Genomic DNA, 21,412 nt, shown 5'->3' on the forward strand with positions numbered 1-21,412 from the left:
CCATGAATGCAACCCTTCTTGTCATGGCTGGCGGCGCGTTGGGCGCAGCCGCACGCTATAATCTGGGGCGGCTGGTTTTTCACTGGGGCGGATCGGGTCTGCCCTTTGGCACTTTGATCGCCAATTTGCTGGGCGGGTTGTTAATGGGTGTGCTGGCCGGTGTGCTGGCGCGCAGTGATTTTGTCGATGAGCCGTGGCGGTTGCTACTCGGTGTCGGTTTACTGGGTGGGTTTACAACCTTCTCGGCCTTTAGTCTGGAAGTTTTGAATATGATTGAGCGCGGAAATTGGGGCATTGCACTAGGCTATGCATTGCTGTCTGTCGTCGGTTCGGTGCTCGCGCTATTTGCGGGGCTTATGGCGGTGAGGGCAATGGCATGAGCGGTTTTGATCCCACGGCTGACAGCGGCTCCGAAGAGGAGAAACCGAAAGGGCAGGGCAAGCTCAAGGAGCAGAAACAAGCCTTGAAGGTTCTGGACGTCCGGCAGTTTACGGTGTCCGCTGACGACGACGACATCCGGCTCGATCGCTGGTTCAAACGGCATATGGAAGATGTGCCGTTTAATGTTGTGTCGCGCTGGTCGCGTACCGGTCAATTGCGGCTCGATGGCAAACGGGTCAGCCCCGGTGACCGGATCAATGAAGGACAGATCATCCGGGTCCCGCCCGCCGAGATTGAACGACCTGGCCGGGTTGCCAAGCAGCGCACCGAACTGTCGCCGGACCAGATAGATTTTGCACAAGAGCTGGTTATTCATAAGGACAAGGCTGCAATAGTGGTCAACAAGCCACCCGGTTTGGCAACGCAGGGCGGTAGCAAGACGACAACCCATCTCGACGGGCTGCTGGATGCGCTCACCTATGATGCAAAAAGCCGACCCAAGCTGGTTCACCGGCTCGATAAGGACACGAGCGGCGCGATCCTGCTGGCGCGATCACCGGGCGCGGCATCCTTTTTCTCCAAACGCTTTTCCGGACGTACCGCGCGCAAGGTATATTGGGCGCTGGTCATGGGTGTGCCGGAAATTGCCGATGGAATGATTGACTTGCCGCTATCAAAGCAACCGGGCTCCGGCGGCGAAAAAATGCATGTCGACGAGGAAAACGGGCAGGCCGCAAAATCACGCTACCGGATAATTGAACGGGCTGGCAACCGCGCCTGCTGGGTTGAGTTGCAGCCATTTACCGGTCGTACCCATCAGCTGCGTGTTCACATGGCGGCCATTGGTCACCCAATTCTGGGCGACGGAAAATATGGCGGGAAAGATGCGTTTCTGACCGGCTCGATCAGCCGTAAGATGCATCTGCATGCAAGGCGGTTGCGGATTGAGCATCCTGATGGGCACAAGCTGGACGTGAAGGCCGACCTGCCGCCCCATTTCGCCGAGACGATTGAAGGGCTGGGTCTGGATCTCAGTATCGGTGACCTGCCGCTGGAAGAGAAGAAACCGGGCGGTAAGGCGGTGCGCAAAAAACAGAGCCGCGCTCATGCGAAACAGATTCGTAAAGATAAACGCGGCGAACGGCGCGGGCGCGGCGAGACGGATGGTAAGCCAACCAAGGCAGGTAAACCCACCAAACGCGATCGCCCCAATGCGGGCAAAGCCACCCATAAGAAAAACATGCCACACAAAGCCAAAGTCAAGCAAAAGGGCCGTTAATGCATCCTGATCCCGCGTTTCGATGGCCCAAGTCGGGCAATGATCACAATGATGCCGATGAGCGAGCCGCGCTTGAGGCGCTGATTGCCCAAATTGGCTTTGCTATGATTTTCGCGACCACAGCGGATGGACCACGAGTGGCGCATGTGCCGGTTTTTTCGACAGGTGACGGAGCGTTGCAATTCCATTTGTCACGCGGCAATGCGCTGACCAAATCTCTGAGCGGCCTGACCGCCCTCTGTGTCATCAACGGACCAGAGGCTTATATCAGTCCCGACTGGTACGGGATTGATGATCAGGTTCCAACCTGGAACTATCTGGCGCTGGAGCTTGAAGGCCCGGTACGCGAGATGGAGCGAGAAGGTCTTGTGGCCTTGCTGGACGATCTTGCCGAGCAAAATGAAGCCAAGCTTGCGCCAAAGAAACCGTGGCACCGTGACAAGATGGATAGCGACAAGTTCAACAAGATGATCGATGCGATTGTCGGATTTGAACTTGAAATCAAGGCTTGGCGCCCGACGGCGAAGTTTAGCCAGAACAAGCCAGCAGTTGCGCGCGACAATGCAGCTGATGCGCTGGATGCCATTGGTCGCCGGGCGATGGCCCATATGATCCGGGAGTTCAGTCCGAAATGAACAAGCTGGCCCTATTCGATTGCGATGGTACGATGGTCGACAGTCAGGCTAATATCTGTGCTTCGATGGATCAGGCTTTTGTTGCACACGGCCTCACCCCGCCTGATCATCACAAGACACGGCGCATCGTGGGGCTAAGTCTTCAGGAGGCCGTTCGGCAGCTATTACCCGATCAGGAAGACGCGTTGGTTGCGGCTGTAACCCAATCTTATCGCGACGGCTTTTTTGCAATGCGGGAGAAAGGCGCGGTGCAGGAACCGCTATATGACGGCTTGCTGCAATTGATCGACCGGCTGGACAATGATGGCTGGGTGCTTGGCGTTGCGACTGGCAAGTCCGATCGTGGACTTCACCATGTTCTCGACGCGCATGGGCTGAAGGGGCGGTTTGTAACCTTGCAAACCGCTGACCGGCATCCGTCCAAGCCGCATCCGGCGATGGTTGAACTGGCGATATCCGAGGCGGGCGCCGCCGCCGAAACCACCGCCATGATCGGTGACACGACCTTCGACATGGAAATGGGCGTCAATGCCAGTGTCCGCCCGATTGGCGTCGACTGGGGCTATCATGACAGCCATGAGCTGCTTACAGCTGGAGCGCATATCGTGGCCGGCACCATGGATGAATTATACGAGATTCTCAATCAATGACCAAGCAACCAGACAAATATGACGATCCAATTTATGTTGCTGACCCGGAAAAGGAAAAGCAGGCCAAGAGGCTGCATTTCATGGTCAGTATCATTCGATTGCTTGGCATAGCGATATTGATGCTCGGCATTGCCATCGCACTGGGGCGGTTGGCTGATATTCCCGCTGCGGTCGGTTATGTCTTGATCATCCTTGGCCTAGCCCAGACATGGGTGATGCCGTTTGTGATGGTGCGCACGTTCGTCAAACAGCAGGTGGCGGAGGAAGCGGAAAAAGAAGCAGCCGATGAAAAGATTTTATAAGCAGGTCACTTGCATCGCGGTTGACAGCGGTTTTGCAATTGAGCTCGATGGCCGGCCCGTCAAGACTCCGGCGCGCCATCTTCTTCAACTACCCACGGCGGCACTGGCCGAAGCCATAGCATCGGAATGGGCCGCGCAAGACGAGGAAATTGACCCTGAAACCATGCCGCTAACTGCCCTTGCGCAGGGAGCGCTGGATCAGGTTGCTCACGAGCGGGAACGGATTGCTGGGCGCATTGCGGCATTTTCGGATAGCGATATGCTTTACTATCGCGGTGACGACAGTCAGCAGGCCTTGTGCGATCATCAGGCGGAACAGTGGGGCCCGCTGCTCAATTGGGCCCGCACACGTTATGATGTCAGCTTCACTCTGACCCAAGGTATCATGCATCAGTCGCAGTCCGAGCAGACCATATCCCGGCTTTCCGAAGCTGTCGAAGCGCATGATGATTTTACGCTTGCTGCCATGCTGTCTCTTGTCGGGCTAGCGGGATCGTTGGTCGCGGTGTTGGCGCTCGTTGAAGGTGCTTATGATGCCGATACGCTCTGGCCATTGATGAATCTGGAAGAGCTTTGGCAGGAACAGCAATGGGGTAGCGACGATCTCGCAGCCCAGACGCGCGCAATCAAACAGGCCGAATTTCTCGCTGCTGTAGAATTTTTACGCCTTTCTCGCACTTAGTTTTTCCCTTTTGGCACATTTTCCGTTACAGCCCTGTAACTGTAAACGGAGACTACATGACAACTTCTACCCCACGCCAATCGTTGGCGCTCTGCGACAGCCCGGCAGCGGCCGTCGCTCTTCTCGAAAAACTCTACCAAGAACAAATTGATCTGATCACCGCACGTTTTGCGCGCTATGCCAAGGGCGATTTGTCCGATGGTGACCGTGAGCAGGGTGTCTATCCGATGATTTCGGTTGAGATTCCTGCAGATCAGGCAACCGAAACCAGTAATCTCGCCTCAGGCCGGATTTCCGACATTAACTGCTACAGCACAACAATCAGTCAACCGAAGCTCTATCGCCGTTATCTGCTCGATCAGCTGGAGCGGATCAATCGAGTCTTCACAGCGAAAATCCACGTTGGCTTGTCCGACACGCCGATCCCGTTGGCCTTTGCCATTGAAAATGCCGCGGGCGGACTGGACCGGGATCGCAAGGATGCGCTGCCCAACCATTTTCACACGCCCAATCTGGTCAAGACCAATGACGAAATTGTCGATGGCGGACAGATTTTTCAGGATGATGTCGACAGTGCCCTGTCCCTGTTCACCGCCGAACGCGTGGACTATTCGCTGCACCGTATCCGCCATTATTGCGCCACCGATCCGGAATATTTTCAGCCATTTATACTGTTCACAAACTATCAGCGCTATGTCGATGAATTCATCGAATTTGGTCTGGAAGAGGTCAAAGCAGGCAAGGCGGAAATGCTGGTCGAGCCGGGCAATCGGGTTACCGGAGCGGATGGCAAGCCATCCTGCCCGCCCATTGCCAAGCCGCCGCAAATGCCAGCTTATCATCTTGTTCGCAAAGACGGCAGTCCGGGCGTCACACTGGTCAACATGGGCGTCGGCCCATCCAATGCAAAGACGATCACTGATCACTTGGCTGTCTTGCGCCCGCATGTCTGGCTGATGATCGGTCACTGCGGAGCCTTGCGCCGTACTCAGCGGCTGGGTGACTATGTTCTTGCCCATGCGTATCTGCGCGATGACAATGTTCTTGATGACGTTCTGCCGCCAAGCATTCCGCTGCCGACCATTGCGGAGGTGCAATTGGCATTGACTAAGGCGGTGCAGGAAGAAACCGGCATTGATCAGTCGCAACTTAAACAGCATTTGCGTACTGGCACAGTGGTCACCACCGGCGATCGCAACTGGGAGTTGCGTTTCGAGCAAATCGCCAAACGTTTGAACCAGTCCCGCGCCATTGCTATCGATATGGAGTCGGCGACAGTTGCGGCCAACGGTTATCGTTATCGGGTGCCTTACGGGACCTTGCTTTGCGCGTCCGACAAGCCGTTGCATGGCGAGATCAAGCTGCCCGGTATGGCCGATGCCTTTTATCAGGAGCGGGTTGGCCAGCATCTGGCCATTGGTCTGCGGACGATTGATTTGCTGGCGCAGGAAGCTGATGCGGGGACTTTGCACTCGCGAAAATTGCGCAGCTTTGGCGAGCCCTTGTTTCGGTAAAAGAATTGGAAACAGCCAATTTCGAACGAAGTTGACATAGTGGACAAGGCTCTTTGAGCCGTTTCACTATGTCAGCCGATTCCAAAGTTCACACAAATCACACTGCAAAGGGTCTCGAACTCCATCCCGCGAATTTTCCAATTTGTGGGTATTGCTAGCGCGCCTCTTTTGCGCGCCATGACATTCAAAGTTCACACAATTCTCACCCTCCGGCGTCATGGCGTGGGAGTATCTATTCATTTGTCAAAGAGCCAGGTTTGTTCATGCCACAGGCGCTGGCCTGTAGGACAGAGGAATCGGCCATGAACCTATTCTATTGACCCAGATCAACCCGAATGTTGCGCTGGATCAATGCGACCCCTTCTTGCTCTCCCTAACCACCAATGGGGACTAAGTAAGAAGGATTTTTCCAATGCGTAAAATGACAAAGTTTCTCGCCCTTGCGGCGGTATCCGGTTCGGCAATGAGTGCTGCACCGGCCTTTGCCGAACAGGGTGACATATTGGTACGCGTCCGGGCGATCAACGTGATGCCCAGTGAAGAAAGCAGTTCAATTCTACCCGCCTTTCCCGGCGAGCAGGTCAGCGTGGATAACAGTCCTGCGCCAGAAGTTGACATCACCTATATGGCGACAGACAATATCGGTTTCGAGCTGATCGCTGCAACCACCAAGCACAGCGCTAGCGGCGTGACCGGGACCACGGGCAGCATCGGGCGTCTGGCATCCACCTGGGTGCTTCCACCAACCCTGACGGCGCAATATCATTTTGCCCCTGATGCAGCGATCCGTCCCTATATCGGTGCCGGCATCAACTACACGATTTTCTACAATGAAAATGCGACCGATGCTTTGGAAGCGGCGGTCGGTGATACCAGCGTCAATCTAAAGGACAGCTTTGGCTATGCGCTGCAAGCGGGTTTCGATATTCCGATCAATGACAGAATGTTCCTGAACTTTGACGTGAAATATCTCGATGTCGACACCACCGCCACATTGCGCACAACCGCCGCAGGAACGCAGCGCGTGAAGATCAATCTCGATCCCATTGTGGTCGGTGTTGGATTGGGCATTAAGCTATAGGAATGGACTAGAACTTATAGCTTTGGGGGAGGAGTCACGCGAAGACACAAAGCCGCCGAGGAGGGACAACTTGGCCGTTGGTGTCTTTGCGTGATTTTTTGTGGGGGTTGTGTTGAGCTCGCTTCAGAATCCAGAGGGAAGGGGTACCTCAAGAACTAAGCCAAAGGATCGAAGCCAAGCTCTTCTGCCAGATCCAGCCATTGAGGGTTGTTTTCTTCAATCAAAGCTAACCGCCATGGCCGCCGCCACGCCTTGATCTGCTTCTCGCGCGTTATGGCGGTGTCCATGGTCTGGTGCGTCTCAAACCAGACCAAGCGAGTAACATTATATCGAGATGTGAACCCTGAGATCAGTTTTTCGCGATGTTGATATATCCGCTGCATCAGCTTGCTGGTGACACCGACGTAGATGGTGCCATTTCGCTGACTTGCCATGATGTATACGGCAGGTGTTTTGGGCATAGCCCATGGTGAGCCGCTCTGGATGCTGAATCAAGTTCAGCATGACGATCCGCTTTGACAGTTTCGTCCTGCCAGTGATCATCAACTACGTCATTCCAAACTTGATTTGGAATCCAGGGCGAGCTGACGCCGACTATGTCCATCCGAAATGGTTCAGGCGCGAACAAAACGTGCGTAACCCTTTAGCAAAGCATTGAAGGTGGCTTATCCTACCCCTCCAACCCCCAAAGCCATTCCCGCTTCCCTGATCCGTTTCGCCTCAGCGCCATCATTCTTGAACGCTGCCAGCCCGTCGGTCAGTGCTTTTTTCGCTTTCGCGGTTTGACCCAATTGCATGCGGCTGCGCATCAGCATGATCCAGCCATTCGCGTCATTGGGGTTGGATTGCAGCCGTTTGTCGAGGCCATCCACCATATTGGCGATCATGGCTTCCTGCTGGCCTGCGGGTAAGGCGGCAGCTTCCTGCATCTGCTGACGGCTGGGGCCGGGAATGGCGGCGGTCGCTACCTGAGGGCCGTCCGTGGATATGCCGCCTGTCGGAGCGGCCGGCGCCACCTTGGCAAGGCGCCCCGCAACATCGATATCTTCATTTGCAGCCACTTGTCCGATCACCCGGCGAATATCTTCGGCATAGGGCGCGTCTGCGGGCGTGTCTTCGAGCAACGCAAACCAGTCATTAATCGCGCCCTGATGATCGCCTGCAATATCCTTTTGCACCGCGAGGAAATAGCGCGCACGCGGATCACTTCTGTCGAGAGCGAGCGCTTTTCTGAAAGCATCTGCTGCATCCGGCGGCACTTGCTGACCATTGCTCGACATCACCAAGGCCTCGCCGAGCATGGACCAATATTCGGGATTCTTGGGATCGAGCGTTGTCGCGCGTTTCATCGCTGTGGCGGATTCGGCAAATTTCTGGGTCTCGAAATAGCTCCAGCCCAGCATTCGCCAGCTTTCGGCATCCTTGGGATCATCCTGCAATTTTTTCTCAAGACCTGCGATCACTTCATCGACACTGGGCGCCTGTTCTGTTGCTCCAGCGGCGGTGTCTGTACCCGTGCTGCTGACCGTATTGTCGTTTTCCATGGTGCGGTACACCTGAACGCCAACGGCACTAATTGCCAGAACAGCCGCAGATATCAGCGCGATGCGGCTGATGTTGCCACCCGTCTTTTTGGCAGGCTCATCGGTTTTGACTGGCTCGCTCATCGTTTAAAAATTCCCCAACTGGTGCGACCCGGTTGATCCACTAGTTTGTCGTCAACCGCAATGGTTTGACAAGTATTTTGTTGCACAAATTATTTAGAGACCAAAGCGGAATAAACTGTGATATTTTCCACTGGTATATCAAAAGCTTTTTGATAAGATACGGATTAGTTAAGTCTTTTGGGGTCGCGCTGAAACCAAAATTATTGCTGCATCGGTCTGTGAAAAACGCATGAGGGAGCGTTGGTCCGACAAGGCAAAAGGGGGAAGATAGCGCGTGGCAGAAAAGTATCGAGTTGTGATCGTGGGGTCTGGCCCAGCGGGCATGAGTGCTGCTGGCCGCGCCGCCCAGTTAAAGCTGAAACATGTGCTGCTGGAAAAGACCGACCATCTTTCCGATACCATCTACAAATATCAAAAGGGCAAGCATGTCATGGCGACGCCGAGCCAGCTGGTGCTGCGTTCGGACATGGATTTTGACGCGGGCAAGCGCGAAGCCATTCTGGAAATCTGGGACAAGCAGACCGAGGCTTGCGAGGTCAATGTCCAATTTAATGCCGAGCCGGTGAAGATTGAAGGTGAGGAAGGAAACTTCACCATCACATTGAAAAACGGCGATAAAGTTATGACTGAAACCATAGTCATGGCTATCGGGACGCAGGGAAACCCCAACCTGATGCGCTGTCCGGGTGGAGACAATAAGCTGGTGCAGTATCAGCTGGATGATCCCGGCGAATATTATGACGAGCATATCACCGTGATCGGTTCTGGTGATGCGGGGATCGAGAATGCACTCGGTCTGGCGGCAGATGCGGCGCAGAATAATATCGTTACCATTCTCAATCGCTCGGCAGAATTTGCTCGCGCGAAAAAGGCCAATGTGAAGCTGCTGATGGAAGCGGGTGAGCAGGGTAAGGTCATGGTCCGCAACGAGACAACACCGGCTGAAGTCAAAGATGGTGAACTGGTGCTCGAAACGCGCGACGGGCAGGAAACAATTCCCTGCAACCGCATCATTGCACGGATGGGTTCCGCTCCGCCGCGCAAATTTGTCGAGGAATGCGGCATCGAATTCACCAGCGAGGACCGGGAGGCTTATCCCAAGCTGACGCCTGCCTTTGAAAGCACTAAAAAGGGCATCTATGTTATCGGCGCGCTGGCTGGCTATCCGCTGATCAAACACTGCATGAATCAGGGCTATGATGTCATTGAATTTATCAACGGCAATGACGAATTGAAGCCAGCGGACGAGCCTATTCTTGAGAAGAAATTTGCGAGCCTGCCCGGTGGCAAATCAGTGGACGAATGGCTTGAGTTCTTCCGTGAGAAGGTGACGATCCTTAACGATCTTTCGCCCTTGCAGATGCGTGAGTTCATGCTCGACAGTGAACCGATTGCCTATCGCAAGGGCGAGACAATTTTTGAACGCAATGATCCAGGCTCTTCGCTGTTCACTATCGCCAAGGGTTCGGTGCTGGTCGAGATTGACCCCAATGACAGTTCGAAAGTCATCCCGATTGAGGAAGGTTCGATCTTTGGCGAAGTCGGCCTGATTTCGGGCCGTCGCCGCGGCGCAACGATTAACGCCGCCGAAGATATGATCGCGATTGAAGTGTCGCGCACGGCAGCGTTGAAATTGCAAGCGTCGGTGCCGGCAGCGAAACGTGCGATCACGCGGATATCGACGGAACGGCAATTGCTGCAAATGTTCGGCTCTGGCCTGACCAAGGAAGATATTGCCGAGGCGGTTGAGACCAGCGAGATTATGAATGTTCGCGCCGGTGAAGCGATTATCAGCGAAGGCGAAGACGGCAACGATATTTATGTGATCCGTGTCGGATCGATGGTTGTCGAGAAGGAAATTGGCGGCAAGCCGGTATTCCTATCCTATCTGCCGGCGGGCTCCTATGTTGGCGAGATGACCCTGATTGCTGGCGGTATGCGCACCGCAACGGTAAAGGCCGCGATCAAGTCCGAAGTGATCAAGATACAGGGCGATGCGTTTAAAAAAGTGCTCGATGCCCATCCTGATCTTCTCCGTCGCGCCAAGAAAGATATGGCCGCACGGCAGGATATCAACGCCTTTGTCGAGGCCAAGAAAGACAGCTTTTCCGGCGTTGTCGACATGTATTCGGGCGTCGCGAATTTTCTTGTCGACAATGGCATTGGCGAAGCAACCGACGTGCTGCTGATCGACGAGAATCTGTGCGTCGGCTGTGACAATTGCGAGAAGGCCTGTGCGGACAGCCACGAAGGTTTGTCCCGTCTCGACCGCGAAGCGGGCAGGACCTATGCGCATCTGCATGTCCCGACCAGCTGCCGCCATTGCGAACATCCGCACTGCATGTCCGATTGCCCGCCTGACGCTATCCACCGCGGTCCAGACGGTGAGGTGTTTATTGACGACACCTGTATCGGTTGCGGCAATTGCCAGCGCTACTGCCCCTATGGTGTGATCCGCATGGACAAGGTGCCGCCGAAGAAGCCGGGTCTGCTCAGCTGGCTGTTCTTTGGCAAGGGCCCGGGGCCCGGCGAGCCCGACAAGCAGTGGACCGCGGAGAATAGCGATCCCGATGTCGAGAAGCCGAAAAAGGCGATTAAATGCGATATGTGCGCGGGGATCAAGGGTGGCCCAGCCTGTGTCCGGGCCTGTCCCACCGGTGCTGCTATCCGTGTAGCGCCCGAGGAATTCCTCACCGTCGCCAAACTTGAGCAGGAGGACGCATAATGGCATCTGTTCCTGTTCCCGGTGGCGTCGCAAAAAAGAAGGTCGCCATGCATGACGGCTTTCTCAAACATGCTGGCTATAAGTGGCTGAAAATCGCCTCTTTCATCATGCTGGTTTCGATTGTCAGCTATCTCTTCATCGACGTTTCCCCACGCCACAATGGCGGCAGCTGGTATGGCTATACGCTCGGCACTATCGGCGCGGGACTAATCCTGTGGCTGACGATGCTCGGCGTTCGCAAACGCGCAATGACGGCGGGTAAATGGTCGCTGAAAGCATGGACATCGGCTCATATTTATCTCGGCCTCAGTCTGATAGTCATCGGTACGTTGCACACCGGATTTCAATTTGGCTGGAATATCCATACAGCGGCTTATGCTTTCATGATGATCGTTATCATCTCCGGTATCGTCGGCATTTATTTCTATGCGACCATCCCGCAATCCCTGTCCAATAATCGCGACGAGATGACCGAGACGCAGATGCTGGAAAACCTGCGATCACTCGATCGGCAATTGCATGAAGCGGCACAGCCATTATCGGCAGAACATGCCGCTTTGGTGCTGCAATCTCTGGAACAAGACCCCTTTGGTGGTGGTTTTCTCAAGCGGGTATCCGGAAAATATCCCAACTGTGCTACCCGCGCTGCGCAGGCTGATTTGCGACGAGAGCGCGCTTATCAGCCTCGCATGGGCGGGGATGACCCGCTCGACAAGGTGGATGCGTTGCTGGAGAAGAAGGAGGCAACGCTCGCCCGCGTTCGCCGCCATCTCAGGCTGAAAGCGCTACTGCAGGTTTGGCTATTCATTCATGTGCCAATGACTTTCGCCCTGATTGCGTCGCTGTCGGCGCATATCATTAGCGTTTTCTTTTACTGGTAGGCGGGAGATAGACTGATGACCTTTATCGTTCGCCAAATTGCTGTCACTGCCGATGGCCGCGAGATTATCCGCGCCAATCCGTTCGAAGAGTCGCAGATCGGGATCGGCCGAAACACAGAAAATGCGATCCATCTGCCGGACCTTGCCGTCAATCCTGATCATGCCGTCATACGTCAATTGGATGATGGCCGGATAGAGATTGAGAGCATTTCAGGTCAGAAATTTTCCGTCGACGGCCGCCAGAATATGGCGGCGACTATCGATCCCGCAAAAGGTGCGGAGTTGGGTTTTGGCGGTCATGTGATTGTCGTCAGCGAGGAGGAGGGAGGCGTTACTCTTACCGTCAAGCGGGTCGAGGCTCTGTCCGATTCCGCTGAAGACCGGGAAGAAGGCGCGCTCTATACATTAAAGGGCCTTCTGCCTGGAAAAAGGATCAGCGCGTGGGGCTTTATCGCGCTGGTGCTGGCGGCATTTCTGGTTTGGCCCATCTACACCTGGACAACCTATCGCGGAGTCGAGGAACGGCCCGAAGGTTTCCACGCTGACACGATGTGGACATCCGGCGCGCTCAGCGAAGCGCATCACAGCCTCGAAGGCGATTGTCAGGCCTGCCATGTCGATGCATTTGTTACGGTTACGGACAAGACCTGCTTGAATTGCCATGAAGATGACGCGCATGATCATGCCAAGAAAGACCGTCTGCGCACGGCCATGGGTGAGCCTGAAGGGTTTGAAAAAGTCGGTGCGGCCTTTGCCTCGGCATTCAACAAACCTCCGGGCCGGTGTGTCGAATGTCACACCGAGCATGAGGGCGCCGGTGCTATGCAGCCTACTGCGCAAAAATTCTGCGCGGATTGTCACGAAGGAATGGACGGGCGGTTGACCGATACGAAACTTGAAAATGCATCAGATTTCGGGATTTCGCATCCGCAGTTTCGTCCTGCCTTGCTGGTCGAGCCAGGTGGCAAAAACCCGCCCCGCAAGCGGGTTTCACTGGATGAAAAGCCGACCGAATATAATGGTCTGAAATTTCCGCACGATGTGCATATGTCGAAAACCGGCGGAGTTGCGCAAATGGGGCGACGGCTGTCGGCGAAATTTGGATTTGGCGATTCGTTAGCCTGTGCCGACTGCCATACACCCGATGCCAATGGCGTACGCTTCGAGCCAGTCGACATGAAAGAGGATTGTGCGATGTGCCACAGCCTCGCTTTTGAAGAGATCGGCAACACGGTACGGACTTTGCGCCATGGCGAGCCCGACATGGTGCGCGCCGACCTGCGTGCGTATTATCGTTCGACCGGTCCTTCGCGGCCGATCAATCTTGGCGGTATGAAACGGCGGCGTCCTGGCGCTGAAAATGACAGCCGGGTGGCAAGCGATTATGCCCGCGCCGTCCAGTTTCGGCCAAGCCGGGCAAATCTCGCTATTCAGCAGGTTTTTTCCCGCGGCGGTGCTTGTTTTGACTGCCATGGTGTAACCCCGCCGACCGCTCGGGGGCGTGTGGACTATGGGATCAAGCCAGTAACCCAGACCGACCGCTATATGCACAAAGGCTGGTTCAGCCATGAAGCGCACACGCAAGAGGATTGCACATCATGCCATGCGGCAACAACCTCTGACAATGCCCGGGACCTGTTATTGCCCGGCATCAAGACTTGCCGTGAATGTCATGGCGGTGAATTCCAGAATACATCGGATGTGCCATCGACATGCGCTATGTGTCATGATTATCATGCCGATGATGGTGCGCCCTGGTTGATCAAGGAGCAACAGAAGGACAAGCGCAAAAAGCCCGATACGGCGGTGAACGACAATGAGGCGCTGAAGCCATCGGACAAGCTGAAAGTAAAAACAAGAAAGCAGAAAATTGCCAGTCGCTAGAAGTGACGTAAGAGAGGGGAAGCGCCCATGCTTTTGGCGCAGGTAACGGATATTCATCTGGGCTTTGATCCGGATAATCCGTCCGAATTTAACCGCAAGCGGCTCGATCAGGCGCTGAAAGTCTTGTGCGAAATGACGCCGCGACCCGATGCATTGCTCGCCACGGGTGATCTGGTCGATCGCGGTGACCAGGAGAGTTATCAGAGGCTCGAAGAGGCATTTGCTGACCTACCCTTTCCGGTTCATATGTGTCTGGGCAATCATGATCTGAGAGCACCGTTTCAAAAGCAATTCCCCGATGTTCCTATGGCCGATGGCTTTGTTCAATATGAGATTGATGAGGGCCCTCTGCGCCTGCTGATTCTCGACACGCTGGAAGAGGGACGGCATGGCGGTGCGTTTTGTGATGTTCGTGCAAAATGGCTGGCCGACAGGCTGTCTGAGAAGCAGGACAAGCCGACATTGCTGATTTTGCATCATCCGCCCGTGGAATCCGGTATCGCCTGGATGAACACCGACCCTCGCGAACCCTGGGTTTCAACTCTGGCGGATACGATTGCCGGACATGATCAGGTCAAGGGTATGATTACCGGCCATTTACACCGCAATATTTCGACTTCGTTTGAAGGAACCAGCCTCTCGATTTGCGCCTCCACCGCGCCGCAGGTTGCGTTTGATCTCGAACCGATAGATCCGGAAAATCCCGACGGTCGCAACATGATTGTCGCGGATCCACCGGCCATCGCACTGCATTGGTGGAACGGGAAACAACTGGTCAGCCATTTCGAGACCGCAGAAGAGCATGTGATGCTCGCGCGTTATGACGAGAATCTGCAACCTCTGGTGCGGGCGTTGCTGGCGGAGCGGCCGGAATAGCTGTTTGATTTTTGCGACATTGTCCCAAACTGGTACAGGTATTGTCGGCAAACAAAGCAAATTGCTCTGTCGTGTAAATTCTGTTAACGTTTCCTTAGGGTTCGCAATACCGAGGGACTGAAGTCCCGCTACAATTTTGACGGGAAGTTTTGATGAAGAAATCTATTTTTGCTTTAACAGGAGCGTCTCTTCTTGCTCTATCAAGCAATGCGAGCGCCGCCGAAATGATTTTCCTTTGGGATTATCAATCTCCCACATTGAGTGGTATTACATTTCAAGATGGGACAGAAATTCAGAATATAGCTGTTGGCGCCGAGTACACGGGAACCTACGGCTTGTTCAACAGTCAAACGCTGCTTGCTGATCTGGATTTGGCCTTCAACATATTTGATGGCGCTGGGAATGTATTGCATACGTGGGCTTTGACCGGCACGGCCGGTGACACGCGTTTTTCCACGCCGTTTCTGAATGGAGAACTCGGCCCGTTGCAACCACTGGCTGGCGGAATTGACTTCATTGCTGATGGAACAATCCAGACGGTGGGTGGTTTCTCGACTGCTGATGACAATTATACGTTGCAGTTCAGAACAAATGCGATTGCAGCTGTGCCCGAGCCTGCGACATGGGCCTTCATGATCTTCGGCTTTGGTGCCATTGGTGGCGCAATGCGTCGTAATCGCAAAGCGAACGTAAAAGTCAGCTACGCCTGACTTTATCAAAGTCTATTTCGTCAAAAAGCCCTGTCAGAGCGATCTGGCGGGGCTTTTGTTTCTAGATTTTGCGACAGTTTGCCAATTGTTAGCGCTATGTAAACCATGTGCCTTTAAGGGGGTGGTCAAGGACCAAAAATAACTCTTCACGTGGGGCTGAGACACAATATCTATGGCGGTTAAAGGCATATTACGAGCATTTTCCAACGGTGCAGACGGCGATTCCATATCGGTGATTACGTCTGATAACCACGCACGCCGTATTGAAGTACTCGAAGATTTTGAACAAGCAGGCATAAACTGGCTGTGGGCCACTGATGCGGATGGCCGGCTCGTTTACCTCTCTGAAAAAGCGGCAGAAAATCTCGATCGACCGGTTGATGAATTGCTGGCTGAGCAAATGACGGCGCTTTTCGAGAATGATCCTGACAATCCCGACGAAAAATCTGACCGACCGTTAAAATATCAGTTCAGCAAGCGCAGCAAGATCAACGATCTGGTGGTCCGGCGCGTTCCCCTGACACTTAGGCCTGGGGACAAGCAGACCTGGTGGATGATTACCGCCCATCCGAAATTTGACGATAGCGGAGAATTTCAGGGTTATCGTGGTAATGCCAAGGATGTGTCAGTTGAGTATCAGCGCAAGCTGGAAGATTCACGACTGGCCGAATTTGATTCACTGACAGGTCTGGCTAACCGTCACCGTATGGATAACCGGCTCACTGGCTTACTGGGGTCATTCAAGGCGGCTAACCGCAGTTGTGCGATTATGATGCTCGATCTCGACCGGTTCAAGCAGGTGAATGACACAATGGGTCACCCTGCTGGTGACGAGCTGCTTAAGCAGGTTGCCAAACGCATGCGCACGATTATCGGTGATCGAGGCGAAATCGGTCGGTTGGGTGGCGATGAGTTTCAGGTAATCTTGCCTGACCTTGACGATCGCGGAAAGCTCGGCGAAATCGCGGAAAAGATCGTCAAAATCGTATCGCAACCTTATCCCATTGACGACAAAAGCGCTATTATCGGAACATCCATCGGTATTGCGGTCGCGCCCTATGACGGCGTCGAAAAGGAAGAGCTTATCCGAAGCTCCGACCTTGCGCTTTATGCGGCAAAGAATTCCGGACGTGGCCAGTATCGTTTCTATTCTGCCGATTTGAAGGATGAAGAGCAGGAACGGCGGATGTTGGTCGAGGACTTGCGCGAAGCGCTCGATAACGGTCAGCTCGAGATGCACTATCAACCGGTTGTTCGGACAGATGACCATATGGTCGTCGGCTTTGAAGGATTGATGCGCTGGGTTCATCCCGAACGAGGATCGGTCAGTCCCGGTGTATTCATTCCGATTGCAGAGGAATTGAACCTTATCAATCAACTGGGCGAGTGGGCGCTGCGCCGGGCATGTGAGGATGCCTTGCAATGGCCGAAATCGGTCCGGATCGCGGTGAACGTTTCGGCTGTGCAATTTGCCAATAGCGGATTTCCCGAAATTGTCATGAACGCGCTGGCAGCAAGTGGACTGGAGCCGGAAAGGCTGGAGCTCGAATTGACTGAGAGCGTCTTCATGGGTGACAGCGAAACCATCGATAATACGTTCAAAATCCTCAAGGAACTGGGCGTAAGGCTGGCACTAGATGATTTTGGTACCGGCTATTCGTCGCTGAGCTATCTGCGCTCCGCACCGTTCGACAAGATCAAGGTCGACAAGAGCTTTGTCGATTCCTGTACCCAAAAAGACAAGAACAGCGCCAAGATAATCGCGGCCATCGTCAGTCTGTCGGAAGCGCTGGGTATGGAGACAACGGTCGAGGGGGTCGAGGCGTTCGACCAATTCGATTTGGTGTGTGAAAAAGGCGCTCGGTACATTCAAGGGTGGATTTACTCAAAAGCGCTCAAGCTTGAGGAAATTGGAGAAAAGCTGGGAAGCGGAGAGTTTCGTATCGAGCCCGACGGACCAGATCTCTATCGGCAGGATCGGCGTACGGTTTTCCGGCGCATTGGCGCAATCCATGAAGATCACCGATATGACGTGGTTATGCGCGATCTTTCGAAGACGGGCGCACGGTTTGAAGGCATGCTTGGCGTCCCTATCGGAACCAAGCTAGTGCTCGATCTTGGTGGTGGCCAACTGGTTATCTGCAGCGTCACACGATCACAGGAATCAATGTTGGCAGCAGAGTTTGAAACACCGTTGATTAGCGATGGTGCAGGCGGGCTTTGTACGCGCCACCGGGTTTCCCCTTATGATCTCGCCTCTGCGGGTATGCCATTGGCAGCCTTGCCTCCTGGAAATTATCCCCTTGCACAGAACGCGTCCAACGACGCCAGTAAACCGCAATTCATGCAAGTCGCGATCTGATACGCTTTTCCCGAGACGTGATGCATTTGTCTCGGCATCTCTGACAGACATTAAATCCGGTTCTCTTCTTAGGACTGGCTTGCCAAATTTGAGTGAGAGTGAGCTCGGTCGTCGTTCATCGACGGCTAAGCGCCGTTTGTCTAAAACATGATTTCAAACGCAACCTTTTTGCCTTTGGTACGCGGTTATTGTATCGGGGTATCAAGCGCCAGAAAGCGTAGAGTTTTGTGTCCTTAACAGGGGCGACATATCCTATCTATTGGAGAGACATAAATGCGATTTTCAGTTTCCAGCCGTAAATTTTTCCTCGGCGTATCGACCGCCGCCTTGCTCGGTTTCAGCAGTAGTCCTGCCTTTGCCGATAATCACGGCAAGAAGATGACCACAGCGGAGCTCAACAGAATGAGTGCCAATGGAAATAGCGGGATGAAAAAGACGTCTGACGATGCCGCTGAAAACACAATATTGCAAGAATGGACCGGCCCCTATGATGGCGTGCCGCCATGGGACGAAGTGAAGGTTTCTGATTTTCCCGGCGCTTTCCAGTCGCTGATGGACGAGGGTAAGAAGGAAGTCGATGTAATCCTATCCAGCTCGGAGCCTGCGACCTTCGACAATTTCATGGTGCCTTGGGAACTAGCAGGTTCCAAGGCCAATGAAGTGTTTGCGCTTTGGGGGGTGCATTCAAGCAATCTTTCCAATGAAGAAGTCCGCAAAGTTCAGGGGGAATGGCTGCCAAAAATCTCGGCCTTCTACAACGAGATCCAGCTCGACCCCCGCCTTTTCCAGAAGACCAAGACGGTCTATGATAGCCTTGCAGGATCCGATCTCAACGCGCAGCAGAAGCGTCTGGTGACGCGGCAATATGAGTCTCTCGTCCGTAACGGTGCGGAGCTGGAAGGCGACGACAAGCAGGAACTGATCCGCTTGAACACAGAATTGTCCAAGGCATTTAACGCGTTTTCCAACAAGGTGCTGGCGGATGAGGAAACCTATATCTACCTGACCGAAGAGGCTGAACTGGCCGGGCTACCCGACAGCTTCATCGCATCGGTCCGTGCTGCTGCTGAAGCGCAGAAGAAGGAAGGCTGGGCACTCAAGAACACGCGCTCGGTGATGCAGCCGTTCTTGCAGAATTCGACCAATCGCGATCTTCGTGAAAAGGTTTACATGGCCTATGTTAACCGCGGCGATAATGGCGATGCCAACGACACCAATCAAACCATTGCCAAGATTCTGAAGCTGCGCGCAGACCGCGCCAAGCTGCTCGGCTTTGACAGTCATGCGCATTATCGCATGGCAGACACCATGGCGCAGACCCCTGAAACTGCAATGGATCTGATGATGAAGGTATGGCCTGCGGCTGTTGGTCGGGTGAAGGAAGAAGTCGCCGACATGCAGGAAATTGCGGATGCTGAAGGCGCTGGCATCACTATTGAGCCCTGGGACTATCGCTTCTATGCCGAAAAAGTCCGCAAGGCGAAATATGATCTCGATGAAGCCGAGATCAAGCCCTATTTCAAGCTCGACAATATGGTCGATGCCATGTTCGAAATGGCGAACAAACTTTATGGCATGACTTTCACAGAGAATACCGGCGCCGTGCCGGTGTTCGAGCCGCAGGTGCGGACCTTTGAAGTCAAGCGTGGCGACAAGCTGATCGGGGTGTTCTATCTCGACAATTTCGCGCGTGAAGGCAAGCGGTCGGGGGCGTGGATGACGACCTATCGCAGCCAATATAATCTGGGCGGCGACAACCGTTATATCTTCGCCTCGAACAACAATAATTTCGTTCCTGGTGGCGATGGCAAGCCGACTTTGATCAGCCTCGACGATGCAACCACACTATTCCATGAATTCGGACATGCGCTGCATTATTTCAACTATAATATTACCTATCCCGGCTTTGGTGGAACACCACGGGATTTTGTGGAATATCCTAGTCAGGTACATGAAAACTGGCTGTTGACGCGCCACATTCTCGATAATTATGCGAGGCACGTCGAGACCGGCGAGCCCATGCCGCAGGAGCTGGTCGACAAGATTGAAAACTCGAAAACCTTCAATGAAGGCTTTTCAACGGTGGAATATTTGTCATCTGCCATTGTGGATATGAAGCTGCATAACCGCGCTGAACCGATCACTGATCCGGATGCGTTCGAACGGGAGACGCTGACCGAAATCGGCATGCCGAAAGAGATCGTCATGCGTCACCGCCTGCCGCAGTTTAATCATCTGTTCTCATCAGATGCCTATTCGGCCGGCTACTACAGCTATCTCTGGTCAGAGACGATGGATGCGGACACCTGGGCAGCGTTTGAAGAAGCGGGCAATGTCTGGGATCCGGAAGTGGCTGAGCGTTATCGTTCGATCATTTTGGCGACCGGCAATGAAACCGATCGCAAGGACGCGTATCGGAAATTCCGCGGCCGTGATCCTGAGGTCAAATATATCCTCAAGAAACGCGGCTTCCCGGTTCCTGGTGAAACGGCAAGCACCGAGGGCGGTGAGACTGTGGGTAACGACTAGCCGCTCAGAATTAGCAAGCAAAAAGGCGGTCCATGTGGCCGCCTTTTTCTTTTCAGGTGATTAGTTTGACAACGCTTCCACGATCAGCGGCTGTAATATCTGTTCGAGTGATATGGCAATATCCGCCGAGGCAAAATCACCGCGGCGCGCGATCAGAGCGAAATAGCCATTTTGGAAGTCGATCCACGGGGTCCAGCCGAAGGAGCCAGGGCTCGAGTAGATCTGGGCTTCGGTGCAAGCTGGAACGAACGGATCAGCATCGCATTCCAGCCAGGCGCCAAGCGCATAATGCCAGTCGCCACTTTCCTCGGCACCGTCTGGGCGAAACAGAAACGTGACGGCGTCCGTGCGATCCTCAAGAAACCTGTCACGGTCGGCGATCAAGGAGCCATTAAGTATCGCTTGCAGAAACAAAGCGTAATCCCGGCTAGTTGTGGCGGCACCGCCGGCGGCTCTCGGATTGCTGATGCTTGGAGAGAGATAGGTCGAGGCTTGGCTCATCCCCAGCGGGTTGGCGATAATATCCCGAAAAATGGTGTTGAAGGGGAGGCCAGTGGCGCGCTCGGCCATGGCAGCCGCGATCTGCATGTGATGTGGACCGTAAGCAAAGGTCGTTCCCGGATCTGATGCAATGTCAAAGCCGTAAATTTCCTCTGCGCAAGTCTGGATGGTGGTCGACCCGTCTGCAACACAGCTATCTACGCGCGGACTGGCGTTGAAGCCAGAAGTGAAGGACAGCAATTGTTCAAGCGTGATTTCGGAGCGCGGGTCGGCAGGGTCGCTGGTCCAGTAAGACAGATATTGCTGCGGATGATCAGACAGATCCATCACGCCATTTTCGACCAGGCGCATGATGGTGGCGGAGGTAAACCATTTTGTCGAAGAGGCGATTAGACGTTGTTGGGATACCGGAAAAACTCCCTTTTCATATTCGAATATTATGCCGTTACTGTCTCCGATTATGATCGCAAAATCGGAATCATCAAAATTCTCTGCTGCGTCAATTATCGCCTGAAAATTAGCCGGTGAGGGTGCCGGTGACGGCGCGGGTGCTGGTGTGGGTACTGGCGTCGGGGTAGGAGCAGAGGGCGGTAAGGTGATCGGCTGACTTGCGGATGGCGCTGCATCACCGCCACCACAGCCCAAGGTAAACAGGCACAAACCCAACATTGTAGTTCGAACGCCTTTTTCCCAAATTCTTTCCGGACAGACTTTTTCGCGCACAGCATACTCCACAACTGAACCGCCTATGGG

Annotated in this window: 17 protein-coding genes and 1 pseudogene; 15 read left to right on the top strand and 3 right to left on the bottom strand. The window is 54.1% G+C overall.

Annotated elements, in window-relative coordinates; all coding sequences use genetic code 11:
• Positions 1 to 2: 2 nt before the first annotated feature.
• The 8 genes from crcB to DG177_RS16575 all read left to right on the top strand — a co-directional run bounded on the left by crcB (position 3) and on the right by DG177_RS16575 (position 6,524).
• Positions 3 to 380: a fluoride efflux transporter CrcB gene (crcB, locus tag DG177_RS16540; RefSeq protein WP_108812494.1), complete on the top strand. Its 378-nt coding sequence runs from the start codon at positions 3 to 5 to the stop codon at positions 378 to 380.
• On the top strand, positions 377 to 1,660 hold the full coding sequence (locus tag DG177_RS16545; protein ID WP_108812495.1) for an RluA family pseudouridine synthase: 1,284 nt from the start codon (positions 377 to 379) through the stop codon (positions 1,658 to 1,660). The genes crcB and DG177_RS16545 overlap by 4 nt, the downstream gene beginning before the upstream one ends.
• Positions 1,660 to 2,295, top strand: a complete 636-nt coding sequence (locus DG177_RS16550) for an FMN-binding negative transcriptional regulator (protein WP_108812496.1) — start codon at positions 1,660 to 1,662, stop codon at positions 2,293 to 2,295. The genes DG177_RS16545 and DG177_RS16550 overlap by 1 nt, the downstream gene beginning before the upstream one ends.
• The gene (locus DG177_RS16555; RefSeq protein WP_108812497.1) at positions 2,292 to 2,945 is read left to right on the top strand and encodes an HAD-IA family hydrolase; all 654 of its coding nucleotides are present in this window, start codon (positions 2,292 to 2,294) and stop codon (positions 2,943 to 2,945) included. Before DG177_RS16550 ends, DG177_RS16555 begins: the two co-directional genes overlap by 4 nt.
• Complete coding sequence (locus tag DG177_RS16560; protein WP_108812498.1) at positions 2,942 to 3,247, top strand: hypothetical protein; 306 nt, start codon at positions 2,942 to 2,944, stop codon at positions 3,245 to 3,247. Before DG177_RS16555 ends, DG177_RS16560 begins: the two co-directional genes overlap by 4 nt.
• Positions 3,231 to 3,929 (top strand): ATP12 family protein, encoded by a 699-nt coding sequence (locus tag DG177_RS16565; protein ID WP_108812499.1) that lies wholly within the window; start codon positions 3,231 to 3,233, stop codon positions 3,927 to 3,929. Before DG177_RS16560 ends, DG177_RS16565 begins: the two co-directional genes overlap by 17 nt.
• 56 nt (positions 3,930 to 3,985) lie before the next feature.
• Positions 3,986 to 5,443, top strand: coding sequence for an AMP nucleosidase (locus DG177_RS16570; protein ID WP_108812500.1), 1,458 nt, complete (start codon positions 3,986 to 3,988; stop codon positions 5,441 to 5,443).
• A gap of 421 nt (positions 5,444 to 5,864) precedes the next feature.
• Positions 5,865 to 6,524 carry an OmpW/AlkL family protein gene (locus DG177_RS16575; protein WP_443216443.1) on the top strand — a complete coding sequence of 220 codons (660 nt, stop codon included), beginning with the start codon at positions 5,865 to 5,867 and terminating at the stop codon, positions 6,522 to 6,524.
• 155 nt (positions 6,525 to 6,679) lie between these two features.
• Here DG177_RS16575 and DG177_RS16580 read toward each other — a convergent pair whose 3' ends face one another.
• Positions 6,680 to 6,985 (bottom strand): GIY-YIG nuclease family protein, encoded by a 306-nt coding sequence (locus DG177_RS16580; protein ID WP_108812502.1) that lies wholly within the window; start codon positions 6,983 to 6,985, stop codon positions 6,680 to 6,682.
• A 204-nt stretch (positions 6,986 to 7,189) separates the two neighbouring features.
• Entirely contained in the window at positions 7,190 to 8,191 is a 1,002-nt protein-coding gene (locus tag DG177_RS16585) for a TPR domain-containing protein (RefSeq protein WP_108812503.1), read from the bottom strand.
• Positions 8,192 to 8,513: 322 nt separating this feature from the next.
• On the opposite strand from DG177_RS16585, the gene DG177_RS16590 reads away from it, so the two are divergent.
• The 7 genes and pseudogenes from DG177_RS16590 to DG177_RS16620 all read left to right on the top strand — a co-directional run bounded on the left by DG177_RS16590 (position 8,514) and on the right by DG177_RS16620 (position 20,158).
• Entirely contained in the window at positions 8,514 to 10,916 is a 2,403-nt protein-coding gene (locus DG177_RS16590; protein ID WP_443216444.1) for a cyclic nucleotide-binding domain-containing protein, read from the top strand.
• Positions 10,916 to 11,797, top strand: coding sequence for a hypothetical protein (locus tag DG177_RS16595; RefSeq protein ID WP_108812505.1), 882 nt, complete (start codon positions 10,916 to 10,918; stop codon positions 11,795 to 11,797). Before DG177_RS16590 ends, DG177_RS16595 begins: the two co-directional genes overlap by 1 nt.
• A gap of 15 nt (positions 11,798 to 11,812) precedes the next feature.
• A complete protein-coding gene (locus tag DG177_RS16600; protein WP_108812506.1) occupies positions 11,813 to 13,681 on the top strand; it encodes a cytochrome c3 family protein in 1,869 nt (622 codons plus the stop codon).
• A gap of 27 nt (positions 13,682 to 13,708) precedes the next feature.
• Complete coding sequence (locus DG177_RS16605) at positions 13,709 to 14,557, top strand: metallophosphoesterase (RefSeq protein ID WP_108812507.1); 849 nt, start codon at positions 13,709 to 13,711, stop codon at positions 14,555 to 14,557.
• Positions 14,558 to 15,153: 596 nt separating this feature from the next.
• Positions 15,154 to 15,267: pseudogene (locus tag DG177_RS17895) on the top strand (PEPxxWA-CTERM sorting domain-containing protein); the annotation flags it as partial.
• A gap of 172 nt (positions 15,268 to 15,439) precedes the next feature.
• The gene (locus DG177_RS16615; RefSeq protein ID WP_108812509.1) at positions 15,440 to 17,629 is read left to right on the top strand and encodes an EAL domain-containing protein; all 2,190 of its coding nucleotides are present in this window, start codon (positions 15,440 to 15,442) and stop codon (positions 17,627 to 17,629) included.
• Between the two features lie 273 nt (positions 17,630 to 17,902).
• On the top strand, positions 17,903 to 20,158 hold the full coding sequence (locus tag DG177_RS16620) for a M3 family metallopeptidase (protein ID WP_337658968.1): 2,256 nt from the start codon (positions 17,903 to 17,905) through the stop codon (positions 20,156 to 20,158).
• A 60-nt stretch (positions 20,159 to 20,218) separates the two neighbouring features.
• On the opposite strand, the gene DG177_RS16625 is transcribed toward DG177_RS16620, so the two are convergent.
• Positions 20,219 to 21,382, bottom strand: coding sequence for a serine hydrolase domain-containing protein (locus DG177_RS16625; RefSeq protein WP_337658969.1), 1,164 nt, complete (start codon positions 21,380 to 21,382; stop codon positions 20,219 to 20,221).
• Positions 21,383 to 21,412: the final 30 nt, after the last annotated feature.

Source organism: Sphingorhabdus sp. Alg231-15, assembly GCF_900149705.1.
Lineage (GTDB): Bacteria > Pseudomonadota > Alphaproteobacteria > Sphingomonadales > Sphingomonadaceae > Parasphingorhabdus.